General features: G+C 67.6%; 23 protein-coding genes and 2 tRNA genes. 17 read left to right on the forward strand and 8 right to left on the reverse strand.

The features are described from left to right. Positions 1 to 35: 35 nt before the first annotated feature. The 4 genes from AB0M24_RS30730 to AB0M24_RS30745 all read left to right on the forward strand — a co-directional run bounded on the left by AB0M24_RS30730 (position 36) and on the right by AB0M24_RS30745 (position 2,497). The gene (locus AB0M24_RS30730) at positions 36 to 1,331 is read left to right on the forward strand and encodes an FAD-binding oxidoreductase (protein WP_363775626.1); all 1,296 of its coding nucleotides are present in this window, start codon (positions 36 to 38) and stop codon (positions 1,329 to 1,331) included. A 129-nt stretch (positions 1,332 to 1,460) separates the two neighbouring features. Further along, entirely contained in the window at positions 1,461 to 2,012 is a 552-nt protein-coding gene (locus AB0M24_RS30735; protein ID WP_363775629.1) for a Uma2 family endonuclease, read from the forward strand. A 334-nt stretch (positions 2,013 to 2,346) separates the two neighbouring features. After that, positions 2,347 to 2,420, forward strand: a tRNA-Asp gene (locus tag AB0M24_RS30740). A gap of 4 nt (positions 2,421 to 2,424) precedes the next feature. Further along, positions 2,425 to 2,497 (forward strand) — tRNA-Gln (locus AB0M24_RS30745). A gap of 4 nt (positions 2,498 to 2,501) precedes the next feature. Here AB0M24_RS30745 and AB0M24_RS30750 read toward each other — a convergent pair. Next, positions 2,502 to 3,110 carry a dihydrofolate reductase family protein gene (locus AB0M24_RS30750; protein ID WP_363775632.1) on the reverse strand — a complete coding sequence of 203 codons (609 nt, stop codon included), beginning with the start codon at positions 3,108 to 3,110 and terminating at the stop codon, positions 2,502 to 2,504. 90 nt (positions 3,111 to 3,200) lie between these two features. Here AB0M24_RS30750 and AB0M24_RS30755 point away from each other — a divergent pair, with 90 nt between their 5' ends. Both AB0M24_RS30755 and AB0M24_RS30760 read left to right on the forward strand, forming a co-directional pair. Continuing rightward, positions 3,201 to 3,812, forward strand: a complete 612-nt coding sequence (locus AB0M24_RS30755) for a class I SAM-dependent methyltransferase (RefSeq protein WP_363775635.1) — start codon at positions 3,201 to 3,203, stop codon at positions 3,810 to 3,812. Positions 3,813 to 3,860: 48 nt separating this feature from the next. Beyond that, the gene (locus tag AB0M24_RS30760; RefSeq protein ID WP_363775638.1) at positions 3,861 to 4,340 is read left to right on the forward strand and encodes a methyltransferase domain-containing protein; all 480 of its coding nucleotides are present in this window, start codon (positions 3,861 to 3,863) and stop codon (positions 4,338 to 4,340) included. 55 nt (positions 4,341 to 4,395) lie between these two features. Here AB0M24_RS30760 and AB0M24_RS30765 read toward each other — a convergent pair whose 3' ends face one another. The 3 genes from AB0M24_RS30765 to AB0M24_RS30775 form a co-directional block, all read right to left on the reverse strand. Next, on the reverse strand, positions 4,396 to 4,623 hold the full coding sequence (locus AB0M24_RS30765) for a hypothetical protein (RefSeq protein ID WP_363775641.1): 228 nt from the start codon (positions 4,621 to 4,623) through the stop codon (positions 4,396 to 4,398). 74 nt (positions 4,624 to 4,697) lie between these two features. After that, entirely contained in the window at positions 4,698 to 5,129 is a 432-nt protein-coding gene (locus tag AB0M24_RS30770; protein ID WP_363775644.1) for a phosphohydrolase, read from the reverse strand. A 10-nt stretch (positions 5,130 to 5,139) separates the two neighbouring features. Beyond that, entirely contained in the window at positions 5,140 to 6,189 is a 1,050-nt protein-coding gene (locus AB0M24_RS30775; protein ID WP_363775646.1) for an SGNH/GDSL hydrolase family protein, read from the reverse strand. A gap of 229 nt (positions 6,190 to 6,418) precedes the next feature. Between AB0M24_RS30775 and AB0M24_RS30780 the strand changes: the two genes are divergently transcribed. After that, complete coding sequence (locus AB0M24_RS30780; protein ID WP_363775649.1) at positions 6,419 to 7,885, forward strand: glycosyl hydrolase family 18 protein; 1,467 nt, start codon at positions 6,419 to 6,421, stop codon at positions 7,883 to 7,885. Here AB0M24_RS30780 and AB0M24_RS30785 read toward each other — a convergent pair. Next, positions 7,882 to 8,550 carry a hypothetical protein gene (locus AB0M24_RS30785; RefSeq protein WP_363775652.1) on the reverse strand — a complete coding sequence of 223 codons (669 nt, stop codon included), beginning with the start codon at positions 8,548 to 8,550 and terminating at the stop codon, positions 7,882 to 7,884. The genes AB0M24_RS30780 and AB0M24_RS30785 overlap by 4 nt on opposite strands. 174 nt (positions 8,551 to 8,724) lie before the next feature. On the opposite strand from AB0M24_RS30785, the gene AB0M24_RS30790 reads away from it, so the two are divergent. From AB0M24_RS30790 to AB0M24_RS30805, 4 genes are all read left to right on the forward strand, one after another. Continuing rightward, a complete protein-coding gene (locus tag AB0M24_RS30790; RefSeq protein ID WP_363775655.1) occupies positions 8,725 to 9,657 on the forward strand; it encodes an alpha/beta fold hydrolase in 933 nt (310 codons plus the stop codon). 86 nt (positions 9,658 to 9,743) lie between these two features. Further along, positions 9,744 to 10,790, forward strand: coding sequence for a nitronate monooxygenase (locus AB0M24_RS30795; RefSeq protein WP_363775658.1), 1,047 nt, complete (start codon positions 9,744 to 9,746; stop codon positions 10,788 to 10,790). 10 nt (positions 10,791 to 10,800) lie between these two features. Beyond that, a complete protein-coding gene (locus AB0M24_RS30800) occupies positions 10,801 to 12,324 on the forward strand; it encodes a DUF885 domain-containing protein (RefSeq protein ID WP_363775661.1) in 1,524 nt (507 codons plus the stop codon). Next, positions 12,324 to 13,853 (forward strand): DUF885 domain-containing protein, encoded by a 1,530-nt coding sequence (locus AB0M24_RS30805; protein WP_363775664.1) that lies wholly within the window; start codon positions 12,324 to 12,326, stop codon positions 13,851 to 13,853. Before AB0M24_RS30800 ends, AB0M24_RS30805 begins: the two co-directional genes overlap by 1 nt. Here AB0M24_RS30805 and AB0M24_RS30810 read toward each other — a convergent pair. Further along, positions 13,825 to 15,246, reverse strand: a complete 1,422-nt coding sequence (locus AB0M24_RS30810; protein ID WP_363775667.1) for an amino acid permease — start codon at positions 15,244 to 15,246, stop codon at positions 13,825 to 13,827. The genes AB0M24_RS30805 and AB0M24_RS30810 overlap by 29 nt on opposite strands. Positions 15,247 to 15,355: 109 nt before the next feature. Continuing rightward, positions 15,356 to 16,324, reverse strand: a complete 969-nt coding sequence (locus tag AB0M24_RS30815; protein ID WP_363775670.1) for a zinc-binding dehydrogenase — start codon at positions 16,322 to 16,324, stop codon at positions 15,356 to 15,358. A 70-nt stretch (positions 16,325 to 16,394) separates the two neighbouring features. Here AB0M24_RS30815 and AB0M24_RS30820 point away from each other — a divergent pair, with 70 nt between their 5' ends. Genes AB0M24_RS30820 through AB0M24_RS30835 form a run of 4 tightly spaced genes read left to right on the forward strand, consistent with a single transcriptional unit; the run spans position 16,395 to position 17,821 of the window. Continuing rightward, the gene (locus tag AB0M24_RS30820; protein WP_363775673.1) at positions 16,395 to 16,619 is read left to right on the forward strand and encodes a hypothetical protein; all 225 of its coding nucleotides are present in this window, start codon (positions 16,395 to 16,397) and stop codon (positions 16,617 to 16,619) included. After that, positions 16,616 to 17,059, forward strand: a complete 444-nt coding sequence (locus AB0M24_RS30825; protein WP_363775676.1) for a ribonuclease domain-containing protein — start codon at positions 16,616 to 16,618, stop codon at positions 17,057 to 17,059. The genes AB0M24_RS30820 and AB0M24_RS30825 overlap by 4 nt, the downstream gene beginning before the upstream one ends. Beyond that, the gene (locus AB0M24_RS30830) at positions 17,056 to 17,319 is read left to right on the forward strand and encodes a barstar family protein (RefSeq protein ID WP_363775679.1); all 264 of its coding nucleotides are present in this window, start codon (positions 17,056 to 17,058) and stop codon (positions 17,317 to 17,319) included. The genes AB0M24_RS30825 and AB0M24_RS30830 overlap by 4 nt, the downstream gene beginning before the upstream one ends. 43 nt (positions 17,320 to 17,362) lie before the next feature. Continuing rightward, positions 17,363 to 17,821, forward strand: a complete 459-nt coding sequence (locus AB0M24_RS30835) for a hypothetical protein (RefSeq protein WP_363775682.1) — start codon at positions 17,363 to 17,365, stop codon at positions 17,819 to 17,821. Here the strand turns inward: AB0M24_RS30835 and AB0M24_RS30840 are convergent. Continuing rightward, positions 17,818 to 18,585, reverse strand: a complete 768-nt coding sequence (locus AB0M24_RS30840; protein ID WP_363775685.1) for an enoyl-CoA hydratase family protein — start codon at positions 18,583 to 18,585, stop codon at positions 17,818 to 17,820. The genes AB0M24_RS30835 and AB0M24_RS30840 overlap by 4 nt on opposite strands. 61 nt (positions 18,586 to 18,646) lie before the next feature. Here AB0M24_RS30840 and AB0M24_RS30845 point away from each other — a divergent pair, with 61 nt between their 5' ends. Beyond that, the gene (locus tag AB0M24_RS30845) at positions 18,647 to 19,264 is read left to right on the forward strand and encodes a DJ-1/PfpI family protein (RefSeq protein ID WP_363775688.1); all 618 of its coding nucleotides are present in this window, start codon (positions 18,647 to 18,649) and stop codon (positions 19,262 to 19,264) included. Continuing rightward, positions 19,251 to 19,685 carry a MarR family transcriptional regulator gene (locus tag AB0M24_RS30850; protein WP_363775690.1) on the forward strand — a complete coding sequence of 145 codons (435 nt, stop codon included), beginning with the start codon at positions 19,251 to 19,253 and terminating at the stop codon, positions 19,683 to 19,685. Before AB0M24_RS30845 ends, AB0M24_RS30850 begins: the two co-directional genes overlap by 14 nt. Positions 19,686 to 19,691: the final 6 nt, after the last annotated feature.

Raw genomic sequence — 19,691 nt, forward strand, 5'->3', positions numbered from 1 at the left:
TTGTTCCCGCAGGTCAGCGTCTTGATGATGGTGTCATGACTGATTACCTCGTTGAGACCGATCCCGGCTACGACGTCGAGCGCTTCGGCTACAACCTGTCCGTCGAGCACCGGCCCGAGGTCGTCGTCCCGGCAGCCTCCGTCGACGACGTGATCGCCGCCGTCCGCCACGCCGCTTTGAACGGCCTGGGTGTCGCCGTGCAGGCCACCGGGCACGGTCCGTCTCGCAGCGCCGACGGCCAGATCCTGATCACCACCTCGCGGCTCGACGGGATCACCATCGACCCTGTTGCGCGCACCGCCCGAGTCGAAGCCGGGGTGCGCGGCGGAGCGTTGGTGCGGGCCGCCGCCGAACACGGGCTGGCGCCTTTGAACGGCTCCTCACCCGAGGTCGGCGTGGTCTCGTACCACCTCGGCGGCGGGCTGGGGATCCTCGGCCGCAGCCTCGGGTGGGCCGTCGACCACGTGCGCGCCATCGAAATCGTCACCGCTGATGCCTCGTTGCGCCGCGTCACTGCGACCGAGCACCCGGACCTGTTCTGGGCGTTGCGTGGCGGCGGCAAAGGCAACTTCGGCGTCGTCACCGCGCTGGAGATCGACCTGCACCCGATCACCCGGATGTACGGCGGCGGCATGCACTTCGCTGCCGACACCGCCTCGGATGCTCTGCGTGTCTGGGCGGAGTGGACTCGGACCGTTCCCGAATCGATGAGCTCCTCTGTGCTGCTCCTCCGGCTGCCCGACCGCTACCTGCTGCACGTGCGATTCGCTTACACCGGCTCGGTTTCCGAGGGGGAGAGGCTTGTCCGTCCGTTCCGCGAGCTCGGGCCGATCACCGACACCGTGGTGGAGATGCCTTACAGCGCTGTCGGCACGATCCACGCCGAACCCACCACCCCGGTGGCATTCCACGCCCGCAACACCATGCTGGAATCGCTGGACCCGTTGGCAATCAAGGAACTGCTGCGCCACGCCGGGCCTTCCGCTGACGCGCCTTACCTCGTCGAGCTGCGCCACACCGGTGGTGCCCTTGGTCGGCCCGGCTTGGTCCCCAGCGCTTTGGGGCGCCGCGACGGGCAGTACGTCCTCTACGCCGGGGCCGCCGCATCGCCCGCGCAACTGCCGGAACTGCGCGGGGCGTTTGCCCGGCTGTTCACCGCGATGAGCCCTTGGTCGACAGGTGGTGTGTGCGTGAACTTCTTGTCTGGTCCGGATATCAGCGCTGTCGAGCTCGCGACTGGCTACCTGCCCGGCGACTTCGATCGGCTCGCTGCTGTCAAGCACGCTGTGGATCCGCACGACATGTTTCGTACGCACCACGGCCGAGCATGAATAGCGCTGGTGTTCGGTGGCGTCACACGATCGAGTGGCGCCACTGGTGAGGCCCGGATTTGGGCCGAAACTGTCAGACCCTTCTGGGACGGTTGGCGTGAGCACCGAGAGGAGGGGACCATGTCAGTCATGGCGATTGGCGTGAACGGAAGTCCCTACACGGTCGATGACCTGGAGGGTACGCCCGATGACGGACACCGGTACGAACTCATCGACGGGATGCTGCTGGTGAGTCCCACGCCGGCTCCACGGCACCAGAAGATCTCGATGAAGCTGGGGAGCAGGCTGGACGCAGAGTGCCCGGAAGATCTGCACGTGTTCGCGGCACCATTCGCGGTGAGGCAGTCGAACAACACGGAGCTACAGCCAGATCTTCTGGTCTGCAGGGACAGCGATCTCACCCACAAGCTGCTGCATGCCCCGCCGTTGCTGGCGGTGGAGATCCTGTCGCCGAGCTCCGTGCTCAACGACTTCAACACCAAGAAGGCGGTCTACGAACGGATGGGCGTGCCGAGCTACTGGGTCATCGATCCGGAAGTGCCGACGCTGACGGTGTTCGAGTTCGGCGCGGACGGCCTGTACGAGCAGACGGCCGTCGTCAAGGCAGAGAAGGTTTTCGAGGCCACGGCACCGTTCCCGGTGCGATTCTCGCCCGCTGAGCTGCTGGGCACCCTGAAGTAACTTCGCGCCAGGCCGGTGACTTCGGCACGGCATCGCGGTCGTATGACGAGATGGCACACGAGCTCTCGGAATCCACATCAGATCCGGAGCCGGCCCAAGCTGGTCCGCGATGCGGTCGACACCCTTCCCGGCGGTTATTGCGTTGACTGCGGATGTCGTGCTCGGCAAGACTTCGAGCACCATCGAGCGAAGGAGGCGTCATGACGTGGGATCTCGGGTCACCGCGCCAACGTCTCGATGATGCTGGCTCCCTGTCGTGAACTGGTGAGATGCCAGCTCGGGGAGCCGTCCGTCGGGAAATCCGATTCGGGCGGCTTTTTTGTTCTCTCCCAATGCTCACGTGGCCCAGCGGCTAGGGCACCGCATTGTCGATGCGGCGATTCGCGGGTTCGAGTCCCGTCGTGAGCGCAGTTCCCGGTTGGTGTAGTCGGCGAGCACAACGGACTTTGGATTCGTGAGCCCAGGTTCGAGTCCTGGACCGGGAGCGTCTCAGGCCTTGTGCACGCGGTAGGTGACGTGCGTGAAACCGTTGCCCTGCCTCGACTCCACCTGTTCCAGGTCGAGTGCCGGCACGCCGTCGAACAGGCGCGTGCCGGCGCCGAGCGTGATCGGCACGATGCGCAGCCGCAGTTCGTCGATCAGGCCGGCCCGCAGGTACTGGTTGATCGTGGTCGCGCCGCCGTGGATGGAGATGTTGCCGTCCCCAGCGGCGTCGCGGGCGAGTTTGAACGCCGCTTCGATGCCGTCGGTGATGAAGTGGAACGTCGTGCCGCCCTCCATCGGCTGCGGGTCGCGCGCGTGATGCGTGAGCACGTAGACCGGGGCGTGGTAGGGCGGGTTGTCGCCCCACCAGCCGTTCCACGAGCTCGACCACGCGCCGCGGATCGGGCCGAACATGTTGCGGCCCATGATGAACGCCTTGGTCTCGGCCAGCTTGTCCATCTGCTGCTGTATCTCCGCGGGGTCTTCCATCCACGCGTGGAGCTTGCTGCCCCAGCCGTCGCCGCCGTCGTCGCCGAACGGGCGGTCCGCGGTCTGGTTGAGGCCCGCGGAGAAGCCGTCGAGGGAGATCGTCAGGTCGCAGGTCACCTTCGTCATGGCTTCCAGCATGCTCGCCTTGTCGACCGTTGTTGCCAGACCGGCAACGGCAATTGCCAAAGCGGCACGGCCGGACGCATTGTCAGGAGCATGACGACTGCGCAGGAGTTCTGGGAGACCTTCTACTCGGAGCGGGACCAGGTGTGGTCCGGCAAGCCGAACCCGTTGCTGGTGCGGGAAGCCGAACGTCTCACCCCCGGCAGCGCGCTCGACATCGGGTGCGCCGAAGGTGGCGACGCCGTCTGGCTGGCCAAGAGGGGCTGGCGGGTGCTGGGTGTCGACGTGTCGCAGGTGGCGCTGGACCGGGCGCTGAAGCACGCGTACGACGAGGGTGTCGAGTTCGCCGTGGAGCGGCACGACCTCAAGGAGACGTTCCCCGAGGGGCTGTACGACCTGGTCAGCGTCCAGTTCCTGCACTCGCCGGTCGAGGAGGACGGAGAGCGCGACAGCATCCTGAAGAGGGCGGCGCAGGCGGTGGCTCCTGGCGGGCACCTGATCATCGGTGGGCACGCGGGGGCGCCGTCGTGGTCGCCGCACCAGGACTACTACTTCCCGACGACGAAGGACGTGCTCGACCACCTGAAGCTGACCGACAACTGGATCGTCATCACCGACGAGGTGGTGGAACGGCCGCTGGTCGGGCCGGAGGGTCAGGAAGAGACGCGGAAGGACAACGTTCTGACCGTCAAACGCCTCTTTTGATGGAACGAATGTTGCAAACGCGCATGAGTCGGGCGGACCGTGGTCGGCATGGCGAACCCGCTGCTGATGCGTGAGGTCGAACGACTGAGACCCGGCAGCGCACTCGATCTCGGGTGCGCTGGGGGTGGTGACGCGGTGTGGCTCGCCCGGCGCGGGTGGCGGGTCAGCAGCGTCGAGCAGCGGGATCTGCCGGAGAAGTTCCCCGACGGGGAGTTCGACCTGATCAGCGCGCGGTTCCTGCACTCGCACCCGGACCGGAGCCGGGCGAGTTGCCGCATTCTCAAGCGGGCGACCGAGGCTGTGGCCGCCGGCGGCTACCTGGTGATCATCGGGCACGCGGAGACGCCGTCGTGGTCCGAGCACCTGGACTGCGACTTCCCGACGACGAAGAACGTCCTCGACAGCCTCAAGCTCATGGACAACTGGATCATCATCACCAACGAGGTGGTGAGGCGCGAAGTCACCGGGCCAAAAGGACTCGTGGAGACGTGCGCGGACAACGTGCTGACGTTGAAACGCCTTCTCTAGCAACGCAAAAGGCCACCCACGGCACCATTGCCGGGGTGGCCCACACGTAGACCGGTCAGGCGGAACGCAGGAGGCGGTCCATCGCCTGGCGGTTGATGATCGAACGGAGCTCGCTCGTCTCCTCGCTGGTGTGGCGGGAGAGGATGGCGTCCAGCTCGATGCGGTCGCTCTCGGTGGTGTAGCTGGCCAACTGCCGCTCCAGGCTCTGACGCTGGAGACGAGCGGTGCGGCGCGAAGCCAGGCTCGAGCGCAGGGACTTCACGGACAGGTCGTGGCGGGTCATCTTGTCCTTCCAATCTTGGTTACGTTTCGATAATACACCCTGCTCAAGCGACCTGTACCGATGAAGAAGGTTAGTTAGCTCACGAACTGATCGAGCAACCTCAGCGCGGTGGCGTACTTGGCCTGCAGACGTTCTTGGAGAGCGGTGTCCAGGCGGGCCATGCGGGCGGGGGAGAGGTTGTCGGCGATGTCCGCGCGTTTCACGATGATTGCCAACGGGTTCGCGGCGACGCGGCGCAGGTAGACGTCCTGAGGTTCGTCCGGCAGGTGTGACAACGCCACGACGGCGCCGACCACAACAACAGGACACCCACGAGCGGCCAAGTCCTCTGCGGTCACCGGTGTGTCCTCGATGACGTCGTGCAGAACGGCGGCCATCTGCGCGTGTTCACCCTCTACGGAGGCCATCACCCGCAACGGGTGCCCGATGTAAGGACGGCCGGACTTGTCGACCTGGCCGTCGTGGGCGGCGGTCGCGATGGTGATGGCGTCGTTGAGAGTGAACACGCGCTTCAAGCTAAAGCAGGGAGACGTCCACCGCCTGGCCCATGGCCTGATAGCCGGCGTCGGTGAGGTGCAGGTGGTCCGGCCTGGCGAACTCCTCGCGCAGGTAGGTCGGGCGAGCGGGGTCACGGACGGCGGCGTCGAAGTCGACCACGCCGTCGAACGCGCCCGACTCGCGAATCCACTTGTTCACGGCGGAGCGCACGGCTTCGCGTGCGTCGGTATAGCCCGCATATCCGCCCATCGGCGTGATGGTGCCGCCCAACACACGTACGCGCTTGGCGTGCGCGAGAGAGATGACCTTCAGATACCCGTCACGCAGCTCCTCGAACGTCGCGTCGGGCTTGGCTTTGATGTCGTTGATGCCCTCCAGCACGATCAACGTCCGCACTCCGGACCGCTCCAGGACGTCCCGTGGAGTGCGTGCAATCCCGGAAACGCCATACGTGCCATCGCGCAGAAGCTGGTTGCCCGAGATACCGGAATTCACCACGCCATAAGAGGTTCGCGACGCGAGCACGTCCGTCCACCGCCGGTTCGCGCCACCGGTCGAACCGGAGCCGTCCGTGATCGAGTCGCCCAGCGCCACCACGGATCCGCCCACGCCGGACGTGACGGACACCTCGGACAGGTAGTACCAGGAGCCGACCTTCTGGGTGTACGCGGAGCCGCCCCAGTCCCAGGTGTGCTCGCCCTGGGCCACGTAGTTCGTCGACAACGCGCTGCGGTGGTAGGTCGGCACGGCGGGTGCCGCGGCCGCCCAGATCGAGACGGCGAGAGACGACGGCGCGGGCAGGCCCATGTGCACCGGGTCGCTCAGCACCTCCTCGCCGCGCGGCACGACGACCGTGTTCCGGCCGTGGAACGTCAGCCGCCGCGCCTTGCCTTCGAGCGCGGCACCGGTTCCGGGCACCCCCGCGGACGCGCTGCCGACCGTGAGCGGGCCGGAGCTGAACACGTTCGAGATGCGGACGCGGACCATCGAGCTGCGGGCGGTCAGCTTGACGATGTTCCGCACCGTGTAGGAGGCGCCGCTGACATCCGATGACACAGGGGTCTGCATGGCGGAACCCCAGGACGCCACCCAGGTCGGCGCTGCGTCGGCCGGTGTGGCTATTCCTAGTAATAAAGCCAGAACAGCGAGTATGCGCATGCCACTCCTCAGCTACGGGGGCGGCATGCACACCCTAAATACATCCGATGACCAGCGCAACGCTTGACCAGACCAAGTGGTCTAGTCCATTTTTAGTCCACTCACAACATGGCCGCCGCATGATGTGTGGAGGTGGACCATGTCCAAGACCAGACGAGCAGCGGTAGCGCTGCTGTCCGCGCTGTTCGCCTGCGCCGGTCTGGTGTTGGTGATCAACGGCAGCGCCGTCGCCGCGAACCTCGCGGCCAACAGCGGCTTCGAAGCCGGGAATCTCAGCGGCTGGACCTGTACCGAGGGCACCAGCGCGACCACGGGCACCAAGCGGACCGGCAGCTACGCCCTCCAAGGCGCACCCGTCGGCCAGAGCAACGCGCGCTGCCAGCAAACCGTGACGGTGCAACCGAACACGGCCTACAAGCTGAGCGCGTGGGTGCAGGGCAGCTACGTCTACCTCGGCGTCACCGGCGGTGTGGAGAAGCAGACCTGGACGCCGGGTACGAGCGGTTTCCAGCAGCTCACCGTCGACTTCACCAGCGGCAGCGCCACCAGCGTCACGATCTACGTGCACGGCTGGTACGGCCAGCCCGCCTACTTCGCGGACGACTTCAACCTCGACGGCCCCGGCACCCCGCCGACGACCACGAGCACGACGACGTCCACCACCACCACCACGACAACCACGACGACCACCACCACCGGCAACCCGCCGAACACCGGTCTGCCCAAGCACGTCCTCACGGGCTACTGGCAGAACTTCTACAACGGTGCGCGCGCACTCAAGCTCGCCGACGTCCCCACCACCTACGACATCGTCGCGGTCTCGTTCGCCGACGCGACGGGCACGCCGGGCCAGGTCGCGTTCAACCTCGACTCCGGCCTGAGCAGCCAGCTCGGCGGCTACACCGACGCGCAGTTCAAGGCCGACGTCAGGACCCTGCAGAACCGCGGCCAGAAGGTGATCATCTCCGTCGGCGGTGAGCGCGGCACGATCAGCGTCGGCGACTCCAACGCCGCCAACAACTTCGCGAACAGCGTGAAGTCGTTGATCACCAACTACGGCTTCAACGGCGTCGACATCGACCTCGAGAACGGCGTGAACTCCACCTACATGGCGCAGGCGCTGCGCAGCATCCACGCCGGTGGCGGCACCGTGATCACCATGGCGCCGCAGACGATCGACATGCAGAACACCAGCGCCGAGTACTTCAAGCTGGCGCTGGGCATCAAGGACATCCTCACGATCGTCAACATGCAGTACTACAACTCCGGCACGATGCTCGGCTGCGACCAGCAGGTCTACGGCCAGGGCACGGTGAACTTCCTGACCGCGCTCGCGTGCATCCAGCTGCAGAGCGGCCTGCGTCCCGACCAGGTCGGTCTGGGCCTGCCCGCGTCACCGTCCGGAGCGGGCGGCGGCTACCAGTCGCCGTCGAACGTCAACAACGCGTTGAGCTGTCTGGCCCGCGGCACCAGCTGCGGCACGTTCAAGCCGAGCACGACCTGGCCGTCGATTCGCGGCGCCATGACGTGGTCGATCAACTGGGACGCGTCGAACAACTGGCAGTTCGCCAACACGGTCGCCCCTCACCTGGACTCCCTGCCCTAGGTGATGGGCGTACCGGTGGTGGGGAGGCCCAGCAGCCTCCCCACCGTCGCGTCCAGCTCCACAGTGGACACCGGGCCGGCGACGAGCAACGGCACCACCGCGGCCGGTCCGGGAATCCTGCTCACCACGGACTGCAGGTGCTTCCACGCCACCGCGCGATCGGACGCCGGCCCGGTCCAGCGGAGCCGCCTTCCCGCGACGGAGACCTTGCCCCGCAGCAACGAGTCCGCGTCGAGGTGGCGCTGCGCCGACACCGCCGCGCAACCGCCGGCGACGACCACCAGCACCGACCGCTCCCAGCGCCCGGTCGCCTTGAGATGCCGCACGAGCTTGCCCACCTGCTCGTCCGAGGTGCGCACGGCCAGCGAGCGGACGACACCCAGCGGCGGGTCGCAGTCACCGAACCGCACGAACACGCGCTCCGGGTCGGCCGAGTCGATCAGGGCGTGCAGCCGGTGCGACGTGACCGCGTCCGCCGGGTACGAGGTGTCGGGCGGCACCACCTGAAAACCCAGCTCCAGCACGGACTCCAGGAGGTCCGGTACCGCTTGGCCGGGAAGGCGGGTGCCTTCGCCGAGCAGGGTCAGGAGGGTGGGGGTCAGAGCCTCGTCGAGGTCTTGCGAACGCAGTCCGTCCAGGACCACGACGTACACGTGCCGCTTCACCCTGACACCTTGGCGCACTCGCGTGACCGGAAAATGAACTGCCGCCGGGCCCGGAGGCGAACTGAGACACACTTTCGGGTCCGAAAGTCACCTGAACGCCGCGTCTCGAATCGAGGGCGCGCGGCCGTCCTCGTGGGATCTTCTCGAACGGATTTCCGTGAGAGAGGCTCAATCTTGAGGGCATTGGTCGCGGCACTGCTGCTCGCGCTCTGCACACCCGCCACCGCGCAGGCAGCCGGGTGCGAGGAGTTCATCTCGCCCGCGGGCATGTACACCCGCCTGTGCGATCCGGGCTCGGACACGGCCGTCGTGCTGGTCCCCGGCGCCAGCTACAACTCGGCGTACTGGGACTTCCCGTACGAGCCCGCCACGTACTCGTTCAGCCGCGAGCTCAACGTCCGCGGTCACGCCACGGCGACGGTGGACAGACTCGGGACCGGCAGCAGCATCAAGCCGCTCGGCGTCACCGTCACCGCGATGCGTCAGGCAGCCGCCGTCAACGAGGTCGTGCAGTCGTTGCGCGACAAGGGTTTCGGCAAGGTCGTGCTGGCCGGGCACTCGCTCGGCTCGATGATCGCGATTCTGAGCGCCGCGACGTTCCACAACGTCGACGGCGTCGTGGTCACCGGAGCGACCCACGCCATCGACCCGCTGGCAGTGGTGACCATTCTCGGGTCGAAGGTCGAGCCGCGGTCGCTGCTCGACCCCGCCTACCTGACCACGAAGGAGGGCGAGCGCTACAACGCCTTTCACACGCCGGGTGACGTCGACCCGCAGGTGATCGCGACCGACGAGGCCACCAAGGACGTCTTCTCCGCGGCCGAGGCGCCGGACGGGCTGTCGCTGGGCGTCGTGCTGCCGTACTCGGCGCTGATCGACGTGCCGGTGCTGATCGCGGTGGGGGAGAAGGACAGCGTGTTCTGCACCGCGCTCGCCAGGGACTGCTCGACGGCACAACGCCTGGTCGAGCAGGAACGGCCCTACTACGCGGGCTCGCCGGACGTGCGCGGGTACGTGCTGCAGGGCGCCGGTCACGACGCCAACCTCCACCCGCGCGCCAAGGAGTTGCAACGCGCTGTCGCCGACTGGATCAGCGACGTCAGCTAGGTGGAGCAACCACTGTGTTCCTTGCGTCATCAAGGACACAGCCGCTTCACCGGGCATCCACCGCCCTGTCCAACTAGGTTGTGCTCATGTTCCACACGCTGGCCGTGCCCGTGATCGCCGCGCCCATGGCAGGTGGCGCCTCCACCCCAGAACTCGTCGCCGCGGTGAGCGACGCCGGTGGGTTCGGGTTCCTCGCGGCCGGCTACATCACCGTCGAGCAGCTCGCCGAGAGGATCACCCGGACGAGCCAGCTGACGAGCAAGCCGTTCGGGGTCAACCTGTTCGTGCCCGGCACCAGGCCGACCGCCGACATCTCGTCCTACGTGGACCGCGTCACGGCCTGCGCGGAGAAGGTCGGCGCGGTGCCCGGCGACCCGCGCTGGGACGACGACAACTACGCCGCGAAGCTGGAGCTCGTGCTTGCGCTGCGGGTGCCGGTGGTGTCGTTCACGTTCGGGCTGCCGGACGTGGACGACGTGCAGCGGCTCAAGGCGACCGGCACCACGATCGTCGTGACGGTCACCACACCGAGTGAGGCCCGGCAGGCGCAGCAGATCGGCGCGGACGTCCTGTGCGTGCAGGGCGCGGACGCCGGAGCGCACCGCGGCACGTTCACCGACGACGGCATCTCGCCCGGCGGCGGCGAGCTGTACGGGACGCTGGCCGCGCTGACTCTCGTGCGCAACGCGGTCGACCTGCCGGTGATCGCGACCGGTGGGCTGATGAGCGGGGCGGACGTCGCGGCGGTGCTGGCGGCCGGGGCGGTCGCGGCGCAGCTCGGCACGGCGTTCCTCGGTTGTCCCGAGGCCGGAACCGCTGCGGCACACCGGGAAGCGCTCGCCGAAGGAGCCCGCAGGACGGCGCTCACGCGGGCGTTCAGCGGACGGCCCGCGCGAGGTCTCGTGAACCGGTTCCTGATCGAGAACAGCCCGCACGCGCCCGCCGCGTACCCGAACGTGCACCATCTGACGAAGCCAGTGCGCGCGACCGGCGAGCTGGAGGTCATGTCGCTCTGGGCGGGCACCACGTACGCGCTGGCGACCGCGGAACCGGCCGGCGACATCGTGCGCAGGCTCCACGGCGAGCTCACCGATGTGGTCAATTCCTTGGCGGAGCGCTTCAAGCGCGGCTAAGAAGGAGAGCGTGACCTCGTTCTCCGAAGAGACGTTCCAGGCGATGATGGACTGGTCGCCGACGTTCGCCACGCTCGTCGGCGTGCCCGGCTGGGACGACCGGCTCGAAGACCTCAGCGTCGACGGGCACCAGGCCCTCCGCACCCGGCTCGAAGACATCCTGAGTCGCGTCGACGAGAGCGACGAAGATCAGGTCGCCAAGGACGTGATCAGGCACCAGGCCACGTCGATCATCACCCTGATCGACGCCAGGCTGGTCGAGCACTCCGTGTCGCGCGGGTTGAACGCCCCGGTCGCGGTCCTGCTGAAGATGGCCTCGCAGATCGACTTCTCGAAGCGGCGCCACCTCGTCCCGCAGTTCCTCGACCAGGCCGCGCGGAGGCTGCGCGACTCCGACCGCCGGCCGCTGCGCCGGCACGTCGAGGGCGGAGCGGCCCACGTCGAACGCTTCCTGGCCTCGCCCGAGCAGGAGTGGGAGGGCGATGCCGACCTGCGGCCCGCGTTCGCGAAGTACCGCGAGTTCCTGCTGACCGTCGAGGGACGCGACGACGAGCACGCCGGCCTGTGCTGGCTGCCCGACGGCGAGGAGAACTACCGCAAGCTCGTCCGCGACTACACGACCGCGTCGTACACGCCCGCCGAACTGCACCAGCTCGGGCTCGACCTGATCGCCGGCCTCCGCGACGAGTACGCCGAGATCGGCTCACGTGTGTGGGGCACGAGCGACGTCCAGGAGATCTTCCGGCGGTTGCGCACGGAACTGTTGTGGGCCAACGAGGACGAGATGCTCACCAGTGCCGTGGAGGCCGTGGCGCGAGCCGAGGCCGAGGCGCCGAAGTGGTTCGGCAGGCTGCCGAGGGCCCTCTGCGAGGTCCGGCTGACGCCCGAGGTCGACCGGCAGAGCGCCGCGTTCGCCTACTACGTGGACGCCGCGCTCGACGGCTCCCGTCCCGGCATCTACTTCGTGAACCCGTTCAACGCCACCGGACGCAGCCGCACGGTCTCCGAGGTGACGGCGTTCCACGAGGCGACGCCCGGCCACCACCTCCAGCTGACGATCGCCGCCGAGACCGACCTGACGAACCTGCGCAAGTTCGCGTTCATCGACTCCTACATCGAGGGCTGGGGCCTCTACACCGAGCGCCTGGCCGACGAGATGGGCCTGTACTCCTCGGACGAGGCACGTCTCGGGATGCTCGGCCTGGACTCGATGCGCGCCGGGCGGCTCGTGGTCGACACGGGCCTGCACGCGCTCGGGTGGTCGAGGCAGCAGGCCGTCGACTACCTGCGCACCAACACCACGATGGACGACTCGGAGATCAGCTCCGAGGTCGACCGGTACATCGAGACGCCGGGCCAGGCCCTCGCGTACATGGTGGGGCGCCTGGAGATCCAGCGCGTCCGGGCCGAGGCGGAGCAGAAGATGGGTTCGCGGTTCGACATCAGGGCGTTCCACGACCTGGTGCTGGAGAACGGCGCCGTGCCGCTCTCGACACTGGGTGACCTGGTCACCGACTGGGCTGGGAGGTCCTGATGTCACTCGCCGACGAGATGTTCGCCGCGTCCATGGACTGGTCGCCGTTCCTGCCGTCGATGTTCGGGATTCCGGGCTGGGACGACAAGCTGGAGGACCTGAGCGTCGAGGGCGAACAGGCGTTGCGGGCACGGGTCGCCGACATCCTCGCCAGGGTCGACACCAGCGACGAGGACGAGGTGACGCGCGCGGTCATCCGGCACCAGGGCGAGTCGATCGTGGCGCGGATCGACGCCAGACTGATCGAGCACACCGTCGCGTTCGGCATGAGCGCACCGGTGAACGCGGTGCTCATGATGGCGTCGCGGGTGGACATGTCCCAGCGCCGGGACAAGGTCGCACGGCACGTCGAGCAGGCCGGTCAGCGGGTGCGCGACTCCGACCGCAGGCCGTTGGCGCGGCACCTCGCCACGGGTGTCCGGCGCATGGAGAGCTTCCTCGCCTCGCCGGTGCAGGAGTGGGAAGGCTCGGAGTCACCGCGGATCCGCCAGTCCGTCGCCGGGTTCCGCGACGTGCTCGCGTCCGTCGAAGGCCGTCCTGACGACAAACCGGGCATCTGCTGGCTGCCCGACGGCGAGCGGAACTACGCCAGCCTCGTCCGCAACTACACGACCACCTCGTACACGCCTGCCGAACTGCACCGGCTGGGTCTGGACCTGATCGCCTCGTTGCGCGACGAGTACGCGGAGATCGGCTCGAAGGTCTGGGGCACGACCGACGTGCCGGAGATCTTCCACCGGTTGCGCACGGAACTGTTGTGGGCCAACGAAGACGAGATGGTCGTGCACGCCACGGAGGCCATCGCGCGGGCAGAAGCCGCGGCACCGCAGTGGTTCGGCCGCATGCCGAAGGTCGGCTGCGAGGTGCGTCTGGTGGCTCCCGAGGAGCGGGAGGGCGCCGCCATCGCGTTCTACCAGCCCGCGCCGGTGGACGGGTCGCGTCCCGGCACGTACTGGCTGAACCCGTTGGGTGCCACCGAACGCAGCCGCACGCTGTCGGAGGTGACGGCGTTCCACGAGGCCGTGCCCGGTCACCACTACCAGCTCTCGATCGCCTCCGAGACCGAGCAGCCGAACCTGCGCCGGTTCGCGTTCATCGAGGCGTACCTGGAGGGCTGGGGCCTCTACACCGAGCGTCTCGCCGACGAGATGGGGCTGTACTCGTCGCAGGAGCAGCGCCTCGGCATGCTCGGGCTGGACGCGATGCGCGCCGGACGGCTGGTCGTCGACACGGGGCTGCACGCGTTCGGGTGGACCCGTCAGCAGGCGATCGACTACCTGCGCGAGAACACCGTCATGACCGAGCCGGAGATCGTGTCGGAGGTCGACCGGTACATCGAGGTGCCGGGCCAGGCCCTCGCGTACATGGTGGGGCGCCTGGAGATTCAGCGCGTACGCGACGAAGCGGCCGCTCGGTTGGGCGACCGCTTCGACGTGCGCGCGTTCCACGACCTCGTGATCGGGCTCGGGCCGGTACCGCTGCCCGTGCTCGACCAGCAGGTCACTGCTTGGTCTGCTGCTTCTCCATGACGGAGTTGCGCTTCGAGTAGGCGAAGTAGATGACCATGCCGATCACGAACCAGACCGCGAACCGCAGCCACGTCTCCGGGGTGAGGAACGTGATCAGCCAGATCGAGAAGATCACGCCGATGATCGGCACTACCGGCATGCCCGGCGTCCTGAACGTGCGCGGGAGGTCGGGCTGCTTGTAGCGCAACACGATCACGGCGACGCAGACCACGACGAACGCCAGCAGGATGCCGATGTTGGTGAGCTCGGCAGCTTCCGCGATCGGCAGGAAGCCGGCGATGACGGCCGAGGCGATGCCCAGCACCCAGGTGATGCGCGACGGCACGTGCTTCACCGGGTGCGTCTTCGCGAACCACTTCGGCAGCAGGCCGTCGCGGCTCATCGAGTAGCCGACGCGGGCCGCGCCGAGCAGGAACGTGAAGAGCACCGTCGTGATGCCGAGGATCGCGCCGACGCTGATGATGATGCCGAGCCAGTGGAAGCCGATGTCCGCGAACGCCGTGGCGAACGCGCTTTCGGCGTCGACGTCCTTGTAGTTGACCATGCCCGTCAGCACGAGGCAGGCCAGCACGTAGAGGACCATCGAGATCGCGAGCGAGTAGATGATCGCCTTGGGCATGTGGCGCTGGGAGTCCTTCGACTCCTCGGCGGCCGTGCTCATCGCGTCGTAGCCGAACACCGCGAAGAAGACCGTTGCGGCACCGGTGAAAGCGCCACTCAGCCCGAACGGGAAGAACGGGTTGTAGTTGTCGGTGTCGATGTGGAAGACACCGACACCGATCACCAGCAGCACGACGGCGATCTTCAGGTACACCAAGGTGGTTTCGAACCGCGCCGCGTTCTTCATGCCGAGGTTCAGCACGTACGCGATCAGCAGGCAGAGGATCACCGCGAACAGGTTGACCTTGTAGCTGCCCGCGGCTACTCCCGGGCCTTCGGTGCCCGGTGCGCCGAGCATCCATTGGGGCAGATGGATGTTGAGGAGGCTCAGCAGCTCCGTGAAGTAGCCCGAGATGCCGATCGCGACCACCGCCACGATCGCGGTGTACTCCAGCAGCAGGTCCCAGCCGATGAACCAGCCGACGATCTCACCCAGCACCGCGTAGCCGTAGGTGTAGGCACTGCCCGCCTTGGGGATCAGCCCCGCGAACTCCGCGTACGAGAACGCCGCCGCCGCGCTCGCGATACCGGCCACGAGGAACGAGATCAGCACAGCCGGTCCGGCCGTCTTGTTCGCGACGGCGCCGGCGAGCGAGAAGATGCCCGCGCCGATGATGCCGCCGATGCCGATCGCGGTCAGCTGCCACAGGCCCAGTGTTCTGGTGAGCCCGTCGCCCTTGTCCTCCGCGATCTGGTCGATGGGCTTGCGCCTGAAGACGCCCTGCGTAGTCATGCCGTCATCTCCCTTGATGGTGGGTCCGGCTGAACCTATTCGCGTCAAATGTGACGCGCTTTGTCCGAACCCACCAATCAGGAGACCGCTTTTTGGCCTGTTGTGCTGTTTACGGTCGGGTGAAGACGATCTTGCCGGCGGTTTCGCCGTCGAGCATGGACTTCAGGCCCTGCTCGGCGTCCTCGAACTTCAGCTCCGCGCCGATCTGCGGCTTGAGGCCGTTGAGGGCGCAGAACTGGATGAGGTCGCCCAGCTCCTCGCGGGTGCCCATGGTCGAGCCGACCACGCGCAGCTGCAGGAAGAACAGCCGCTGCAGTTCGGCAGCGGTCGCGTCGCCGGACGTCGCGCCGGAGATCACCACGATGCCGCCGGGCTTGAGCGCCTTCATCGAGTGCGACCAGGTGGCCTTGCCGACGGTCTCGAACACCGCGTCGACCCGTTCGGGCAGCCTGGCGCCGGACTCGAACGTCGCGTGGGCACCCAGAGCGGTCGCCAGCGCGCGCTTCTCCTCGGTGCGGCCGGTGACCCAGACGCGGAACCCGGCGGCGCGGCCCAGCTGGATGAGCGCGGTCGACACGCCACCGGACGCGCCCTGCACGAGCATCGTCTGGCCGGGTCGCAGGCCGGACTTCACGAACAGCATCCGGTACGCCGTGAGCCACGCCGTGCCCATGCAGGCGGCCTCGGCGAACGACAGGTCAGCGGGCTTCGGCAGTGCGTTGCGGGCCGGGACCACGACGTAGTCCGCGAAGGTGCCCTGGTGCTTCTCGGTGAGCAGCGTGCGCTTCGGGTCGAGCGTCTCCTCGCCGGACCAGCTCGGGTCACCGATGACGGAGTGCAGCACCACCTCGGTGCCGTCGTCGAGGGTGCCGGCGCCGTCGCAGCCCAGGATCATCGGGAACTGCTCGGGCTTGATGCCGACGCCGCGCAACGTCCACAGGTCGTGCATGTTGAGGCTGGCAGCCTTGACCGCGACGCGCACCCACCCGTTCGGGATCTCGGGGTCGGGGCGCTCGCCGACGCGAAGCGAGGCCAGCGGGTTCTCAGGACTGGGTTCTGCTGCGTAAACGGCGAACATGGTTCGCAACATACCGAGCTTGGGGCTGGGCAAATGCCGTGACACCGGTCACGAGACTAGGCTCGCGGTCGTGGACTGGCTTTGGTCGTGGTGGGACGGCGTCGAGCTGTGGGTCGTGCAGCTGCCCGTCGCCGTGCAGTTCCCCGTCGTGATGATCGTGGTGTTGCCGCTCTGCCTGGGCGTGGCGCGGCTGATCGACCGCGTCGTCGACTGGCGGCCGAAGCGTTCGGCGCCGCAGCCTGACGTGGAGCCCGAGCCCGAACCGGAGCCCGAGTCGGAGAAGGTCGCCGCGTGAGCCCTGGTCGTCGCCTGACCGTCGCACTGGTCGGCCTGATCGCGCTGGTCGTGGTCGGGTGGTTCGTCAAGGACAACGTCTCCAACCCCGAGAAGCCGCCTCTCAACCTCCCGGCGTCGGCGTCTCAGCTCGCCGTGCCCGGTATCTCGTCGGGCCTGGACGTCCAGGCGTTGTCGAAGCTGCCGTCCGAGGCCGCGAAGACGTGGAAGCTGATCGAGTCGAAGGGCCCGTTCCCGTACCCGCGCAACGACGGCGTGACGTTCGAGAACCGCGAGAAGCGGCTGCCTCAGCAGAAGTCCGGGTACTACAAGGAGTACACGGTGCCGACGCCCGGTAGTCCGGACCGAGGGGCGCGGCGGATCGTGACGGGCAGTTCCAGCGAGGTCTTTTACACCGGCGACCACTATTCGACGTTCGTCGTCGTGGACGTGAGCAAATGAAACGGCACATTCTCGTTTCGGAAAAGAAGGCGGCGATCGCGGCCATTGCCGAGGCGTTGTCGTTTCCCTCGTGGTTCGGCCAGAACCTGGATGCCCTCTACGACAGCCTGACCGACCTGTCCTGGCTGCCTTCCGGTGAGTACGTGCTGGTCGTGCCTGCTGACCTGGACGCGTCCGTGCTGTCGGTGCTTCGTGACGCTGTGAAGCGGAACGCTGAATCAGGTGATCACGAACTGCGGGTCGTTCGCACAGAACGGTGACCCGCGCTGCGGAATTACTGTCCAGAGTGGACAGTGCAATTCCATGGGAACGCATTTCCGTCGCACGTGCTTTCTGCTCGTGCTCGCCGCGGCCGTCGCAGCCTGCGATTCGGACGCGGATCTGGGCCAGGTGTCCGCCGCCTCGATGACCGAGGTCTCCTCCAGCGCCGGTGACCCCGGTTGCGCGCAGGAGGAGCCGTTCACGCCGTTCGACACGATGGACGGCGACAACCCGATCGTCATGCAGAACGGCCGCGTGATCGAACTGCGCGCGTCGAACAAGTCCAAGTGCGCGTGGGGGCGCATCTCCGCCGGTCAGCCCGGCGAGGAGGTCTGGACGGAGCGGAAGGACCCCACGGCCAACGAGGCCGAGGGGCCCCTCGGTCACACGAAAATCGACTCGGGCACCGCGAAGTTCACCCAGCCGTTCAAGAACGACGGACGCGTCATGCGCGCCTGCGGGAAGGTGCAGGGTGTCGTCGAGTGCACCGGCTGGTTCTAGTCCTTCGGCACCCAGGACGGCTTGCGCTTCTCCTTGAACGCCGTGATGCCCTCCTGGCCCTCGGGCCCGCCGAAGTGCTGGGCTGAGAGCTCGAGCATGTCCGCGAAGACCTCGCCGAGGTTCGTGGACCGCTCCTGCTGCAGCATCTCCTTGGTGGCGGCGAGGGCGTTGGGCGCGCCCAGGGCGAGCATGTCGGTGTAGCGGCGGACCTCGGCGTCGACGTCGTCCGTCGCCGCGTTGAGCAGGCCGATCTCCTTGGCTCGCTGGGCGTCGAAGGCCTCGCCGGTGAGGAACAGCTCGTGGGCCTGGCGGGGGAGCAGGCGCGGCAGCACCGTCACCGAGATGACAGCCGGCACGACGCCGATCCGGACCTCGCTGAACGCGAACGTCGCCTCGTTGGCCGCGATCGCGATGTCGCACGCCGCGACGATGCCGACGCCACCCGCGCGGGCCGGGCCCTTGAGCGCGGCCACGACGGGTTTCGGACTGGTCCAAAGCTGCTCGAGGATCGCGGGGAACTCGTTGACGCCCTGGTCTCCCGCGCTCGCGCCGGCGGCCTCTTTGAGGTCCATGCCGGAGCAGAACACGGAACCCGTGTGGGCCAGCACGACCACGCGCACCTGGTCGTCCTTCGCGGCCGTGGTCAGGTGTTCCCTGAGCTCGCGGCGCAGCTGGGACGACAGCGCGTTGCGGTTGTGGGGAGAGTCCAGCGTGATCGTCGCGATGCCACGCTGCACCTCGTAGTGGACCAGCTCGTCTGCCATGTCGCTGACCTTAGCTTGGCGGCAGTTGACAGCATGCTGTCACTTATGACAGTCTACTGTCATGACAACGCAGACGGTGTTCGTGGCTCTGGTCGACGGTCTCTCGGACTGGGAGTACGGCCACGCGGCCGCTCAGATCAACATCCAGGCTTTCCAGCAGCAGCCCGGCCGCTACGAGATCAGGACGGTGGCCGCGTCGCTGGAGCCGGTGCGCACGATCGGCGGCGTGCGGATGCTGCCGGACGTGACGGTCGAGGACGTCGACGTCGAGGGGTCCGCGATGCTGCTTTTGATCGGCAGCGACTCGTGGGAGGCGGGGGCGAACGCGGCGCTGGGCCGGCTGGCGCGGCGGTTCCGCGAGGCGGGCAAGCCGGTGGCGGCGATCTGCGGTGCGACGATCGGGCTGGCGCGGGAAGGACTGCTGGACGACGTCAAGCACACGTCGAACTTCGCCGGCGAACTCGGTGAGTACGGCGGTTCCGCGCTGTATCAGGAGGTTCGTGCCGTGCGCGACCAGGGCGTGATCACGGCGGGCGGCGCTTCGGCGCTGGAGTGGACGCGCGAGATCCTGCTCGAACTGGAGACCCATCGGCCTGCGACCGTCGACGCCTGGTACGAGTTGTACCGCGACGACAGCATGGCGGCGTTCGAGAGGCTGATGGCGAGTGTCCAGGACTGAGTCAGGCGACGTCCTCACCGACGTCGTGATGCGGACTTTCCGTTTGTACGGCGCGTTTCTGGACGCGGCCGAGGTGATGACGAAGCCCGTCGGCCTGACCGCGGCGTGGTGGCAGGTGCTCGGTGCGGTGCTGCGAGAACCGTTGTCCGTCTCGGGCATCGCGCGGGAGATGGGGCTGGCGCGTCAGTCGGTGCAGCGGATCGCGGACCTGTTGGTGGACAAGGGTTTGGCGGAGTACCTGCCGAACCCTGCACACGCCCGCGCGAAGCTGGTGCGCCCTACTTCCGACGGTTTCGCCGCCATCGAACGGTTGCGCGACGCGCAGTACGAGTGGGCGAACCGCGTCAGTGCGCAGGTCTCGCTGGAAGACCTGCGCACGACGCTCGCGACGATGACCGCGTTGGTCGCGGCTACTTCCTGATGCCCG

This window comes from Lentzea sp. NPDC051838 (assembly GCF_040681245.1).
Lineage (GTDB): Bacteria > Actinomycetota > Actinomycetes > Mycobacteriales > Pseudonocardiaceae > Lentzea.